General features: G+C 44.2%; 17 protein-coding genes (1 of these 17 only partly in view). 5 read left to right on the top strand and 12 right to left on the bottom strand.

What is annotated here, in order from left to right; translation table 11 throughout:
• From QE390_RS06735 to QE390_RS06755, 5 genes are all read right to left on the bottom strand, one after another.
• Positions 1 to 753: the 5' portion of a ring-cleaving dioxygenase gene (locus tag QE390_RS06735; protein ID WP_307141571.1), read on the bottom strand. It extends 183 nt beyond the left edge of the window; 753 of the gene's 936 nt are visible here — the first part of the coding sequence; it begins with the start codon at positions 751 to 753; its stop codon lies off the left edge, out of view.
• 415 nt (positions 754 to 1,168) lie between these two features.
• Positions 1,169 to 2,419: a sulfate adenylyltransferase subunit 1 gene (locus QE390_RS06740; protein ID WP_307141572.1), complete on the bottom strand. Its 1,251-nt coding sequence runs from the start codon at positions 2,417 to 2,419 to the stop codon at positions 1,169 to 1,171.
• Positions 2,420 to 2,518: 99 nt separating this feature from the next.
• Entirely contained in the window at positions 2,519 to 3,367 is an 849-nt protein-coding gene (gene cysD / locus QE390_RS06745) for a sulfate adenylyltransferase subunit CysD (protein ID WP_232793762.1), read from the bottom strand.
• Between the two features lie 155 nt (positions 3,368 to 3,522).
• Entirely contained in the window at positions 3,523 to 4,248 is a 726-nt protein-coding gene (locus tag QE390_RS06750) for a phosphoadenylyl-sulfate reductase (RefSeq protein ID WP_373424536.1), read from the bottom strand.
• Positions 4,249 to 4,578: 330 nt separating this feature from the next.
• Complete coding sequence (locus tag QE390_RS06755; RefSeq protein WP_106637512.1) at positions 4,579 to 4,779, bottom strand: hypothetical protein; 201 nt, start codon at positions 4,777 to 4,779, stop codon at positions 4,579 to 4,581.
• 151 nt (positions 4,780 to 4,930) lie between these two features.
• Here QE390_RS06755 and QE390_RS06760 point away from each other — a divergent pair, with 151 nt between their 5' ends.
• The 3 genes from QE390_RS06760 (at position 4,931) to QE390_RS06770 (ending at position 6,508) form a co-directional block, all read left to right on the top strand.
• Positions 4,931 to 5,425, top strand: coding sequence for a hypothetical protein (locus QE390_RS06760; RefSeq protein ID WP_307141573.1), 495 nt, complete (start codon positions 4,931 to 4,933; stop codon positions 5,423 to 5,425).
• A gap of 45 nt (positions 5,426 to 5,470) precedes the next feature.
• Positions 5,471 to 5,935: a PA2169 family four-helix-bundle protein gene (locus tag QE390_RS06765; RefSeq protein ID WP_106637510.1), complete on the top strand. Its 465-nt coding sequence runs from the start codon at positions 5,471 to 5,473 to the stop codon at positions 5,933 to 5,935.
• A gap of 126 nt (positions 5,936 to 6,061) precedes the next feature.
• On the top strand, positions 6,062 to 6,508 hold the full coding sequence (locus tag QE390_RS06770; protein ID WP_106637509.1) for a hypothetical protein: 447 nt from the start codon (positions 6,062 to 6,064) through the stop codon (positions 6,506 to 6,508).
• 143 nt (positions 6,509 to 6,651) lie between these two features.
• On the opposite strand, the gene QE390_RS06775 is transcribed toward QE390_RS06770, so the two are convergent.
• The 3 genes from QE390_RS06775 to QE390_RS06785 form a co-directional block, all read right to left on the bottom strand.
• Entirely contained in the window at positions 6,652 to 6,867 is a 216-nt protein-coding gene (locus tag QE390_RS06775; RefSeq protein ID WP_106637508.1) for a hypothetical protein, read from the bottom strand.
• Positions 6,868 to 7,023: 156 nt separating this feature from the next.
• On the bottom strand, positions 7,024 to 7,860 hold the full coding sequence (locus QE390_RS06780) for a hypothetical protein (RefSeq protein ID WP_307141574.1): 837 nt from the start codon (positions 7,858 to 7,860) through the stop codon (positions 7,024 to 7,026).
• A 71-nt stretch (positions 7,861 to 7,931) separates the two neighbouring features.
• Positions 7,932 to 8,447: a hypothetical protein gene (locus QE390_RS06785; RefSeq protein ID WP_307141575.1), complete on the bottom strand. Its 516-nt coding sequence runs from the start codon at positions 8,445 to 8,447 to the stop codon at positions 7,932 to 7,934.
• 256 nt (positions 8,448 to 8,703) lie between these two features.
• On the opposite strand from QE390_RS06785, the gene QE390_RS06790 reads away from it, so the two are divergent.
• Together QE390_RS06790 and QE390_RS06795 are read left to right on the top strand one after the other, a co-directional pair.
• Entirely contained in the window at positions 8,704 to 8,892 is a 189-nt protein-coding gene (locus QE390_RS06790; protein ID WP_106637504.1) for a hypothetical protein, read from the top strand.
• Positions 8,893 to 8,911: 19 nt separating this feature from the next.
• The gene (locus tag QE390_RS06795) at positions 8,912 to 9,724 is read left to right on the top strand and encodes an SDR family oxidoreductase (protein WP_106637503.1); all 813 of its coding nucleotides are present in this window, start codon (positions 8,912 to 8,914) and stop codon (positions 9,722 to 9,724) included.
• Between the two features lie 64 nt (positions 9,725 to 9,788).
• Here QE390_RS06795 and QE390_RS06800 read toward each other — a convergent pair whose 3' ends face one another.
• The 4 genes from QE390_RS06800 to mutY all read right to left on the bottom strand — a co-directional run bounded on the left by QE390_RS06800 (position 9,789) and on the right by mutY (position 13,368).
• Positions 9,789 to 10,178 (bottom strand): Dabb family protein, encoded by a 390-nt coding sequence (locus tag QE390_RS06800; RefSeq protein WP_307141576.1) that lies wholly within the window; start codon positions 10,176 to 10,178, stop codon positions 9,789 to 9,791.
• A gap of 54 nt (positions 10,179 to 10,232) precedes the next feature.
• The gene (gene gldE / locus QE390_RS06805) at positions 10,233 to 11,609 is read right to left on the bottom strand and encodes a gliding motility-associated protein GldE (protein ID WP_307141577.1); all 1,377 of its coding nucleotides are present in this window, start codon (positions 11,607 to 11,609) and stop codon (positions 10,233 to 10,235) included.
• A 123-nt stretch (positions 11,610 to 11,732) separates the two neighbouring features.
• A complete protein-coding gene (locus QE390_RS06810) occupies positions 11,733 to 12,221 on the bottom strand; it encodes a single-stranded DNA-binding protein (protein WP_307141578.1) in 489 nt (162 codons plus the stop codon).
• Positions 12,222 to 12,303: 82 nt separating this feature from the next.
• A complete protein-coding gene (mutY, locus tag QE390_RS06815; RefSeq protein ID WP_307141579.1) occupies positions 12,304 to 13,368 on the bottom strand; it encodes an A/G-specific adenine glycosylase in 1,065 nt (354 codons plus the stop codon).
• Positions 13,369 to 13,469: the final 101 nt, after the last annotated feature.

Consider the following 13,469-nt stretch of genomic DNA (forward strand, 5'->3'; position numbering starts at 1 on the left):
AATCTGAGGAGTAATATTTAAACCTCTACTTTCGATTTTCTCTCTTAAAGCCATTTGAGCAGCGTCGTCTTTTACCCGGAAAGCTACGTGGTGTACACTTCCCCCCGCTACATGGCCTCGACGTTCGCCAGGAACTTCTACCAAATCAATCACACTGGCTGTCTCGCTGTTGGGATTTACAAAGCGGTAGCGGTTCACATGTTCCATTTCCAGTTTGTAGTCCAGCAAATCGGTTAAGATTTCAGCGGTTGCCTGAATGGAGTTCAGCGTTAAAGTTACTCCAGAGAATCCTTTGATACCGTGTTCGGCCTTAATGTCATCAGTGGTGTTGGCTTCGCGGTTATCCTTTTGAGAGGTTACCGTTAATTCCAGTTTTAATCCATCGGGATCTAATACGGTCAAATATTCTTCTCCAAACTTGGTTGCTGGCTTATTATAGATGACTCCATGTTGGTCGAGACGTTTCAGCCAGAAGTCTAAACTTCCTTCAGGAACCGAAAATCCGACTTCCGTTGCCTGCCCCGTCCCCCTTCTTCCTTGAGGTACGGCTTTACCCCAGGGGAAGAAGGTCCAGATCGTTCCGGGTTCAGCCTGGTAATTTCCATAATAGAAGTGGTAGGTTTGCGGATCGTCGAAGTTCACGGTCTTCTTCACAAACCGCATTCCCAGTACTTTGGTATAAAAATCATAATTCCGTTTTGCGTCTCCTGCAATTGCCGTAACGTGATGCAGTCCTATTACTTGCGTTTCCATATCGATTTATGTTTGAGTACTATCAAATTGATGATACAAATGTCATGCATAGAGACGATTGGAAGAATGGCGAAATTACGGAAAGCCTTGTCGAAATCGTGGATGGGTTAGAAAACTGCATAAAAAAGCCCGAAACCAGCAGTTTCGGGCTTTTTCCTTATTCACTAAACACTTTCATTTAATCATCATTTTATTACTCCCTGATCACTTCCCCTGTCCGTTCGACGTTGAGAGAGCTTACTTAGGCAAGAGGCGAAACTTGAATAATGCAAGCAGTGCCCCATTAAGAATGTTTTCTCAGCCTTTCTTAGTAAGGTTCTTCGCCTCGCTCTGAATGACAAAAGAGCGTTTTGAGTAATTGAATGACCGATTTATGTAACCAAACAAGAGATTAGATTCCCAAATAGGCATTTAGTTAATTCATAAATCCGACGCCAACCGTTGCGTGCGAGAATTCATCAATTAATATAAAGGCTCCGTTGGAGGGATTTTCCTGATAGGTGTCGGCAAAAATGGGTTTGGCCACCTTCAAGCGGATTCCACCGATTTCATTCAACTTTAGCTGAGCCGGGTTCTCGCTTTTTTCCAACGTTTGAACATCAATGAGCTCTTCCAAAGCCAGCACTTTTGCTTTTGTGTCATTAATACCATGCTGGAGCAATAAGGTTTTACCCGGTGTTAAGGCCTGGTAATCCAGCCAGCAAACCTGAGCGGAAATTTCCCGCAGTTGCGTAGGCTCTTCACCCGCCTTTACTAACATGTTACCCCGTGATACGTCTACGTCTGTTTCCAGACTGATTACTACCGATTCGCGGGCGTGAGCGTGCTGCAAGGATTGGTCAAATTTCTCAATGGATGATATCTTAGAGCGTTGCCCCGTGGGTAATACCACGATTTCATCTCCTACGCTAAAGGTTCCACTGGCTACTCGTCCGGCGTATCCGCGATAATCGTGATACTCTTCCGTTTTAGGGCGAACGACGTACTGAACGGGGAATCGAGCCGCATGGCTGGAGTCTGTCTTTACCTGATCATCGAATTTTTCCAGTGTCTCTAATAAAGAAACTCCCGAATACCAGCTTATCTCGTCAGACTTTTTGGTAATGTTTACCCCATATAAAGAAGAGATGGGTACAAACTCAATTTCCTGACCTGAAAATTGCACTTTTGCCGCAATGTCCTGAAACTCCTGTTTGATTTGCTGGAAACGTTCTTCACTGTATCCTACCAAATCCATTTTGTTCACGCAGACGATTACCTTAGGAATCCGTAACATAGACGAAATGAAAAAATGGCGGAAGGTTTGCTCTACTACGCCGTGCCGAGCATCGACCAAAATCAGCGATACTTTCGCATTTGAAGCACCTGTTACCATGTTACGGGTATACTCAAAGTGACCCGGCGTATCGGCGATGATGTATTTGCGAGTAGGCGTGCTGAAGTAAATATGAGCTACGTCGATGGTAATCCCCTGCTCACGCTCGGCAATCAGACCGTCGGTTAATAAGGATAGATCCAGGAAATCCAGTCCTTTGCGTTTACTGGCGGCTTCGAGTGCTTCCAGTTTATCGCGGGTGATGGATTGCGTTTCGTATAATAAGCGGCCAATCAATGTGCTTTTGCCATCATCAACCGAGCCCGCAGTAGCTATTCGTAAAATGTCCATAGGAAGGATTAAGAATTGCAGGAGTCAACTTTCCCGCCAGATTCGGCATTCTCAGTTTAGCTGAAAATGCAACCATATCTTATTATATATAGGAAGGGGTTAAAAATAGCCCTGCTGTTTACGTTTCTCCATCGCCGCTTCCGAACGTTTATCGTCCATCCGGGCTCCGCGTTCTGAAATTTCTGCGGAAAGAATTTCTCCGATGATGTCATCTAATTCCGTTGCTTCAGAAAGAACAGCTGCCGTACAGGTCATATCGCCTACCGTGCGGAAACGGACGGTGGCTTCGTAAGGAATTTCATCCGTATCCTTATTAATGAATTCTGAATCGGCCCATAACATGCCATCGCGTTCAAAAACGGGACGTTGGTGCGAGAAGTAAATGGATGGTAATGGAATCCCTTCTTCCTTAATATAATTCCAAACGTCTAATTCCGTCCAATTGGAAATAGGGAATACGCGAACGTTTTCACCTACTGAAATCCGGCCATTGAGCATATCGAATAATTCGGGACGCTGACGTTTGGCATCCCATTGGCCGAAATCGTCACGAACACTGAAAATCCGTTCTTTCGCCCGAGCCTTTTCTTCGTCCCGGCGTGCTCCACCGATGCAGGCATCAAACTTGAATTCTTCGATGGCATCCAGCAACGTTACTGTCTGAAGAGCATTCCGGGAAGCATACTTACCCGTTTCTTCCTGTACTTTACCCTGATTAATGGAGTCCTGAACGTAACGAACGATCAACTCGGCTCCTACCTCCTTAACCAGCCAATCGCGGTAAGCAATGGTTTCGGGAAAGTTATGACCTGTATCCACGTGCACTAAAGGAAAAGGAATTTTGCCGGGGTAAAAGGCTTTTTGAGCCAGACGAACCAGGGTAATAGAATCTTTACCACCCGAGAAAAGAATGGCGGGACGCTCAAATTGGGCGGCTACTTCCCGCATGATGTAAATGGCCTCGTCTTCAAGCTCACGGGGGAAAATCGGATTTTCGAGAGCCGAAGCCGGAATCAGTGACTTATCTCCAAAAGAACTCATTAGGGTATAATTTCAGATTAAACAGATCCTGTAAGATCCATCATTATATATAAGTAAGCGGCTTACGCCGAATGCAATCCACACTCTTTTTTAGACTCTTCCCACCACCAGCGACCGGCACGGGGATGTTCGCCGGGTTCGATGGCCCGCGTGCAGCAGGCACAACCGATACTAATGAAGCCCTGACGGTGCAAAGGGTTATCAGGAACCCGGTATTTCTCCAAATACGCTAATACTTCATCGTAAGTCCAGTGAATCAGCGGATTATACTTTATTAACTGATTTCCTTTGTCCCATTCCAGAATAGGCATGTCAGCCCGGTTTTCGGATTGCTCGGCCCGTAAACCCGTAATCCAGATTTCGGCACCAGCCAAAGCCCGTTTCAGGGGTTCAATTTTACGAATGAAACAGCATTCCTTCCGATTTTCAACGGAGTAATAAAAGCTGTTAAAGCCTTTTTCCTGCACTAACGCCTCTACCCGTTGTGTATTGGGAAAGTAGGTTTCGATGGAATGATTGTATTTGGCCCGCGTCGCATCGAGCAAATCGTAGGTCTGCTGAAATAAACGACCCGTATCGAGCGTGAAAACTCGTACGGGCAAGTTATTACGATAGATAAAATCCGTAATCACCTGATCTTCCTGACCTAGTGAGGTAGAAAAAACTACTTTACCGGGAAATTGCCGGGTAAGGAGTTCGATGGCTTCAGCCGGATTAAGGGCTTCCAGCTGGGGGGTTAACTCCTGAATTAACGCTTCATTGTTCATACCGTCCACTAATTTTTCCATCCCTTCGTATTGCTCATTATTTATTCTATCCGACAAAATTAGACAATGTCTATAAATCAGATAGAATAAATAAATAATTTCTCTGTATTTGAGTTCATTCTCAAGGTCTTATCAAATTCATGAATTTACTTAAATATGGCATAACTTGCTAACTCACAGACTATTATCTGTAAAATCAAGGAAAAATATTTCTTAAACTTATTTACGACTCTTCGTTTGAAAAATTCCCACTAAGAGAAATAGATAATTAGACTTTTCTTAGAAAGCAAAACAGACCCGCCCAAGGGGACGAGTCTGTTTTATAAGAGGTTACCAGCGATCTATTCTTAATCAGCTTCCTACGAATTTTTCAGCTTCACGGGCTTTTTCTTCTTCCTGTTCGGCTAGCTCCTGAAATTCCGAGTCGTTTTCTCTTTTTTCTTTAAACTGATCCTTTTCCTGAGCATTATTCGTGTCGGGTTCTTTCTTTTCTACTTCTTCCAGAAATTTTTCAACCGTGGGTTCTGGTGTTTGAGATGTTTGATTTTCCATAGTTTCCAAGGGTTTTGAGCGATTAATAAAAGAATAATACCTCCATTTATGCCTTGCAGTAACCCGGAGTTACTTTTCCCCATTTTGGGAATTCCTGCAATGGCATATCCTTTTCGCTAGTTGATCACGTCACTAAATATACCTCTTATCCATGGAAACGCAACAACTCACTCGTCCACTACCCGGAGAAAAATCCTCTGGTATTCATACGGATACACCCTCTGAAACCGCACAGGAACTGGAACTAGAAAAGTCAATGGAAGAAAATGAAGGCGATCTAGGTTTGGGAGATGAATCTTCGTATCCACAGGAAACCCGTAAGGAAGAAGATGCCGCTACTCGTCCTAATGCTATTTTTCCAGGATCAGTACCGGAAGTACCTGCCACACCTGAGTTGCCTGAAATTGATCCGGTAACGCCTGATATTCCAGGAACTTTTCCTGACCAGCCCCATGCTCCAGAGGAAATTCCTGATTCGGTTCCCGAAGCTCCCGTAGAGACGCCACCACTGACAGATGTTCCAGAGGTGACTCCTGATGAAATTGGCGAAACGCCCGAAGGCCTTCCTGCTCAGGAAGATGTAATGCCTGTTCCCACGGCTATTTCGGAAGCCGATCAGCAGAACCGAATTCACCCGGCATTTTAATAACGTATATCACTCCATTTCTTCAACTCTAATCTTATCTAATCAATGGCAACGGAAGTAGAAAAATTAATCGACGATTTAGACAATCTGGTTAAGATCAACAATGATCGAACGCATGGGTATCAACTAGCATCTCAGGATATTGAAGATCTGGATTTGAAAAGCCTCTTTTCCACCTTTGTTAAAGAGAGTGAATCATTTGCTGATCAGTTAGGCGAAATTGTTAAGCATTATGGCCAGACTCCTTCAGATTCAGGTACTACGGCAGGAAAACTGCATCAGACCTGGCTTGACCTCAAAGCGAAAATAGTAGGGAAAGATCGGGAAAGCATCCTAAGCTCCTGCCAGACGGGGGATAAAACTGCTATTGAAGCTTATGAAACTGTACTGGATCACGAAAAGGTGAAAGCCCTTCCTGAAGTATACGCTTTGCTGTCTAGCCACCGGGAAGTTATCCAACAGGATTTACTGCTCATTGAATCCCTGCAACAAATGCACAGTAACTCATAGGAAATGCTCCGCTTGGAACGATATTAGTGACCATAAGCATAGAAAATCTATAGCGTCTTTCGTATATACGTTTAGGTTATCGAAATATCCATCCCGTTTTTTAATGCTTATAAATCGTTCCTTTTTATGGAAAGATCTGAAAACCACCGCCTAAACGATTTGCTTAATGCAATTATCAACGCTCACGAAGGCCGTAGTCGCGTTTATCAGTTACTTGCTTTACGTGTAAATTGCCTTTTGGTGAAGCCTTTTTTAATGAGAGGAATCACTAGCAGTAATCTTTGTAAAACACAATTAGTGAATCAACTGTGGAATTTTGGGGGAAGAATGTCCTATGATGTGGCATCAACGCCAGAATGGTATTCCTCAGATGATCATGAGTCATACGAAAAAGATTTAAGAGCTAAGGTAGATAGTAACTTACTGACTCTCTATAAAAACGCTTTACGCGAAGATATGTCTGATAGCCTCAGACACTTACTTACCAGCCAGGTTAGTCTGCTGAAGGCGTTTATCAAACGATTAGAAGAGTTAGAACCTGAAACGGTTAATCATTATCTGATGAGTGCTTAAGGTTTAGCTTTATAAAAAGAAGGGGCTCCTGAACTGATTCAGGAGCCCCTTCTTTTTATAAAAAAATCTTTAATTAATACTATTTTTATTTTTCTCCTTTGCTATAAAAAAAGGATATGATTACTGGTCATACCCTAGTTAATTTATTGCGTTCTTAACGTATCGCTTTCTGTTACATAAGCACTATCGCCCGCCGTAACAGCTCCGGCTCCTTTCGGTGAATCTGGTTTATTACCCGTGAGTAAACTTCCGAAGATGGCCCACAAAATAAACGCTACAAATACTGCACCTATAAATAAGAGCAATTTACGGATATTAGGATTCTCGTTTTGTGGGGTATTTAAAGGTTGGTTAGCCATAGTATTAAAGTCGTTAGATTGAATTATTGGTATGAATTACTCCATAAAATTGTCATGCCTGTTTCGTTAATAACTATCTTAACTCACTCACATATAATAAATTAACACAAAAAAAGGACTTCACGAATGAAGTCCTTTTTTCGCTGCTGCTGTAGACTATTTTCCTCGGTCTAAAAGATCATTAGCTTCATCAATTTTCTTATCTACATCGCTCAGGAATCGGTTACTTTCGCGTTTCGCTTTTCTCCAGTCCCGACCACTTGATTGGTTAACATCGTAATACACCTGGAATAACTGCATCCGTTTTTCTTCTAACTCGGTTTTCAATTCTTCGCGTTTGCGGCGTTCCTTACGGCTTTCACCCTTTTGTTTTTCGTCGAGCCATCCAATTCTTTCATTCACATCTTCAATCTGCTCGCGAATTCTTTCGGATAAGTCTTGTTTGTCTAGCTCTTCTCTGGATAAATTTCTGCGACTGTAGTTATCTTCATCGCGGTAACGATCTTCGTTGCGGTTGCTTCTGTAATAATAGCGATCCCGGTCCTCATCCCGACGGCTGTCCCGGCGTTCGTCTTCGTAACGATCCCGGCGTTCATCCCGATCGTCATTTCGGCGATCATCTCGGTCATCCCGACGATTATCTCTTACTTCTTCATCCCGGTACCGATCGCTGCGAATTTCTCTTTCTTCGTTACGGCTGCTGTCACGATCATCGGATCGACGGCTGTCGCGATCGTCTGCTCGCATGTCCTCCCGAAAATCCCGGGCTTCTTCCCGGCGTTCCTCGCGGGCTTCCTGACGTTCTTCGCGTTCTTTCCGCTCCTGACGCTCTTCTTTCCTGTCCTCGCGTCTATCGTCCCGGTTACGGTCTGAGTTTGCATACCTAGACGAGTTACTGCGTTTTAGACTACTAGAGAAGTTATCTACGCCTGCACAAGAGCTTAAGAATAATCCACTAGCTAAGGCTCCAATTAAAATAAGTTGACGTTTCATGGCTGTTAATGCTTTTCCCTGTATAAAGGCTTAATGATTAATTTGATAAATTATGATACAGATCAGTACTATTAGAAATTATAACGAATCCCTGCATTTAACTGTGGGCTGAAGTGCAGAAAGGCGGGTAATAACTCTGCGTATAATCCTCCCTCAAAAAAGATAGAATAAGGGGTTTGTTTGGGAAGAATCTCAAGACCGATGTTAGCCGTAGGCCCAATACCAACGTTTTTGACGTAAGCATTGCTAGCAGCAAACTCGCTGGGATAGTAGCGACGCGAAGTTACCTGAGCTCCGACACCCCCATAGAGCGAGAGTCGATCATTCATAATGGGAGCGTACCAGAGATAAGATGCGTTGATAGCAAAGCCCACGCCTTTCAATTTTCCCTGTCGGTAATCCGTAGTACCACCCAGCAGACCTCCATAGGTTCCTACGGTCAAATCAAAGGCGTTTCGATCGCCATATTTACGTAAGTTCAAACCCGTAGGTTGACCTACTTTCACTCCAACTGCCCAATCTCTGAGCTGAGCATGAGCCATAGAACTACAGGCAATCAGGAATAATGAAATTACAATTTTTTTCATAACGATAGCGGAATTATTCAACCATGTTGGTTAGGATAATAAGCTTTATTACTTAAACAAGCAAGTCTAAACTAATAGTTTACTATCAATGTATGGTTCAAATGCTGTGCCAATAAGATTATCAATCAGAAAGTCAGATATCTATAGAAAAAAATACTATTTTGGGTAATTTAATACACAGTATTTTCCTTTATATTACCCTTCCTGAATAGGCATAATCCTTTCTTTTTGTGAGTCATCATATAATAGGATAGCCATGAAAACTGATGAACTACTTCACACGCTCTCTCCCACTACGCGGGAACGTGCGTTATTGATTGCCAAACGATTAATGAACAATGGGATTCGTAATCATGGCGAAGCTTTAAAGATTGCCATTGAGATGGCCCGCCGCTGGGCTTGGCGGAATGCGGCAACGAAATCTATGACTACTCTTGAAGCATAACCCTGTCTATTCACAACGCATGACCTCACAACAAAGACTTGCCAATTCGGTGGCCATTATTACGGGCTCCAGTTCAGGAATTGGAAAAGCCATCGCTATAGAAATGGCCCGCGAAGGGGCCTCCGTAGTTATTAACTACCACAAAAGTTCGGAAGGAGCCGACGAGGCTCTGGAACAAATCAAGGGCTTCGGCGGAACAGGCATCACGGTTAAAGCCGATGTCAGCAAAGAAGATGACGTAAAAGCTCTTTTTGCTCAAACTATAGAAGCGTTCGGAAGACTGGATATTCTGGTTAATAATACGGGCCGTCAGATGGATGCCCCATTTCTGGAAATGACTCTGGAACAATGGGATGGTGTAATTTCAACGAATCTGACGAGTCAGTTCCTTTGTTCACGCGAGGCTGCTCATCAATTCATCAAGCAGGCTAAAGATCAAAAAGAGGAAGATCTATCAATTGGAAAAATCATTTGCATGAGTTCCGTTCATGACATGATTCCCTGGGCGGGCCATGTCAATTACGCAGCCTCTAAAGGCGGTGTACTGATGTTTATGAAATCTATTGCTCAGGAGCTGGCTCCGTTGAAGATTCGGGTGAATGCCATCAGTCCGGGAGCTATTAAAACGCCGATTAATAAAGAGGTCTGGAGTGACCCGGAGAAGTTACCTGGCCTGCTGGACCTTATTCCTTACAAACGCATTGGAAAACCCGAAGACGTAGCCAAAGCTACCATCTGGTTAGCTTCCGATGAATCGGATTACGTAACGGGCGAAACCTTATACATTGATGGTGGAATGATGCTGTACCCAGAATTCGCCGATAATGGTTAATGAACCATCCGAACAAGAAGAAGGGGTTATGAAACGTGTTTTATAACCCCTTCTTCTTACCTGCTTAAATCTGAGTGGAATCGTAAACGACTACCTTACTCCACAAATGGTTGTTCTTATCAATAAAGGCCTTATGCTCGGGATGAACAAGATAGGTTTGTTCGTCCTTTGCTGACGCAAAAACCAGCATTACCGAGAAAGAATACGTCCCGTCGGTAACAGACTTATCAAATTCAGTCACTACGGGCTTACCAATGTGAGCGTGCTGAATGACTGATAATTTTCCCAGAGTTTTCAGAGCATTTAGCATCTGGTCATAGTCAGCCTTGTTATCAGGGTTTTTCAACCAGAAAAAAACGTGGTGTACGAATGTTAGTTTTTCGCGGGTTTCGGGCATTACGCCCGCACCAGCCGCAGCTACAGAAGCATTTTTCACAAATGATCGGCGATCCATGATTTGAGGTTATAATTGAAAGTAAAATAGACGCTTGGCGATAGTCCTTCACCCTTATTCTGCTTTGGTAACTTCTGCCCCGGGACGAAGGACCGAAACCCGGACTTTTTTGATTCGTTTCTGATCAGCAGCCAGAACCCGGAAGGTGAAATACTGATGCATTACCTCTTCGTTTACTTTGGGTAAGCGGCCAAAAAGTTCAAGTAACAAACCTCCCAGTGACTCACTATCGCCGCGAACGGTATCAAATATTTCCGAATCCATCGATAGTACTTTGGTTACGTCGTTAAGTGAAGTCTTTCCTTCAAAAACGTAAGTATTATCATCGATTTTAGTGTACTGAATTTCCTCTTCGTCGTATTCGTCCCGAATATCCCCTACGATTTCCTCAATGATGTCCTCCAGCGTAATCAATCCCTCGGTTTCTCCGTACTCATTAACGATAATGGCTACGTGCACCCTTTTTTCCTGAAAATCATGTAACAAATCGTCAATTTTTTTGCTTTCGGGAATGAAGTACACGGGGCGTAGTGTTTCCTGCCAGTTGAACGATTCGTCCTGATCAATGTAGGGTAGTAAATCCTTGATATAGAGAATCCCCTCAATTTTATCGATGGATCCTCGGTAAACCGGTACTCGTGAATAGCCCGACTTATTAATCTTATCCATTAACTCGTGGAAATCCAGCTCAATGTCAAAAGCGGTAATGTCCATCCTTGAACGCATAATCTGCCGGGCCGAGATGCTGCTGAAATTCACGATTCCCCGAAGAATTTCCTTTTGTTCCAGCGACGTATCCTTCCCCGTCGTAATTTCTAACGCGTGGCTTAGTTCTTCCGCCGTAATGGTGTATCCTTTCCGTTGAACCCGTTTCTCGATCATATTCGAAATACTCATCAGAGGAATCGAGATGGGCTTAAAAATAACCTGAGCCGCTTCTATAACCGGAGCCGTTATTTTTAGAAACTTAATGGGGTTTTGATTAGCCCATACTTTAGGGATCAATTCTCCGAAAAATACAATCAGGAAAGTAACTCCTACGGTCTGAATCAGGATACTAACCCAGGCTTCTACTCCTTCGCCCAGAGCTTCTTTGGTAGCTACTGCTGTTAGGGTTACCAGTGTAATATCCAGTAAGTTTTTAAAAATCAGGATGGTAGCCAGAAGCAACTGCGGATGGTCGAGCAGTTTAGCAATGCGTCGCTCGGAAGCATGGTCACTATCGCGGATGTCATTGCGAGCATCGAGCGAAAGAGAGAAAAAACCTACTTCAGAGCCGGAAGCCAGGGCTGAGGCGGCTAGTAACAGAATCAGGATAAGTCCGTTACTGATGTAGAATCCGGCACCTACCGCGTTGGCGAGAGGTGCCCAAAGAGGGAATGGGTCTAGGATATCGCCTAGAACAGGTTCAGTGAGCAAATGTGGCTCCAAAATGGAAAGCGTTTGGTCTAACGTAAGCCAAGATAACAAAAAAGTATCCGTTAACCCCGGTTGAATTGCAAAACAATCAGGATTAACGGATATGTGCTAATTATTTTTTATGCTTTTCTTAAATTAGAAGGGTAAATCATCCTCTTCGCCCGAAGAGCTACTAAAGGTAGTTGGGGTCGCATTTGAAGTCGGCATCGCGGTAGGTTGTGAAGCCGAAGTCGCTTGTTGAGGAGCTGACATAGAGGAAGATACAGGAGCAAAACCACCTTCGTCGGAGCGATTATTATTGAGCAACTGTAAATCAAGCACCCGAAGACGCAAAGCCGAACGCTGATTACCGTCTTTATCGGTATATTCCTCCATCCGTAAACGTCCTTCCAGATATACCTGATCTCCTTTTTTCAAATACTGAGAAGCTACATCACTCAGACGATCCCAGGCTTCGGCACGAAACCAGGTCGTCAGGTCCACTTTCTCCCCGTTTTTCGTATTATATGACTCTGAAGTAGCTACGGGAAAATCCGTAACCTTCGCTCCGCTGGGAAGCGTACGACTCTCTGGATCACGGCCTAAATTTCCGATTAATGTTACTTTATTGAATGTACGTGCCATATTGATTATCAACAGATTGAATATAAATTTACGAAATTCAAGCTTCAAATCAAAGAGAATTTCCAATAACTTACCTTACCGCTCAATCAGTATTTGTACTCGCTAACTTGTTTAAATAATTAACGACTAAGACTGGTTTGGGTAACTTTTCAATTTCGTCCAGCTCATGAAATTGCAAGGATGCTGGGAAGTTACTTTCCGAAGTGGTTTCCAGGTGCCAGAACTTAGCCTGAATCCGCTGATGAGAAAGCACATGGGTATATACCGGCGATTCGCTTTTGAGCGTTAACTGCGAAGCTACTGCCTCAAGCGGCGGATGTTCGCTCAGCGTATCCCAGTCCAGCAGTCGGTCGTCTTCCACCAGCCAGAAATCGAACATGGACATCCAGACATCTTTGGGTGGCCTTTCCCGCATGGCAAACCGGCCTTGGTGTTCAATAACGAGGTAATGAAAGTAACGCTCCCGCACTTTTGTTTTCTTCGACTTCACGGGCAATTGAGCCTGCCGCCCGGTGTTGCTGGCTTCGCAAACGGTATTAAACGGACAGAACATACACTGCGGCGAAACGGGCACACACTGCGTCGCTCCGAAATCCATAATGGCCTGGTTGAAGCGGGCGGGCTGAGATGGATCAATCAGTTGATTAGCCAGAGCCGTAAACTCTGCCTTGGCCGCATGACTGGCGATGTCGGTTTCAATTCCAAAAATGCGGGCAAGCACGCGGTACACGTTTCCATCCAAAACGGCCACAGATTCATTAAAAGCGAACGAAGCGATCGCGGCAGCGGTGTACGGTCCGATGCCCTTGAGTTTTAGTAACTCCTGATAAGTACCGGGAAATTCACCACCGTATTCTTCCACGATAATCTGAGCGGTGCGGTGCAGGTTTCGGGCCCGGGAATAATACCCCAATCCCTGCCAGAGTCGTAATACTTCGCGTTCGTCGGCCTGAGCCAGATCTTTAACGGTTGGAAACGCTTCGACGAATTTATAGTAATAAGGCATGCCCTGCACTACGCGGGTTTGCTGAAGAATGATCTCCGAAAGCCAGATGTAATACGGATTGGTGGTATGCCGCCAGGGTAGATCCCGTCCGTGACGATCATACCAGGCTAGTAATTGAGGAGCAAAAAAATCGTTGGTCATTTCATGGCTTAAAATACGGAAAAGTAAAAGAACCAGACCAAAGGTTTTGCCACGTCAGAGTGTCAGTATGGGTTAGAAAAAGCCTAAAACAGCCTATGAAG

The sequence above is a fragment of the Siphonobacter sp. SORGH_AS_1065 genome (assembly GCF_030818595.1).
Classification (GTDB): Bacteria; Bacteroidota; Bacteroidia; order Cytophagales; family Spirosomataceae; genus Siphonobacter.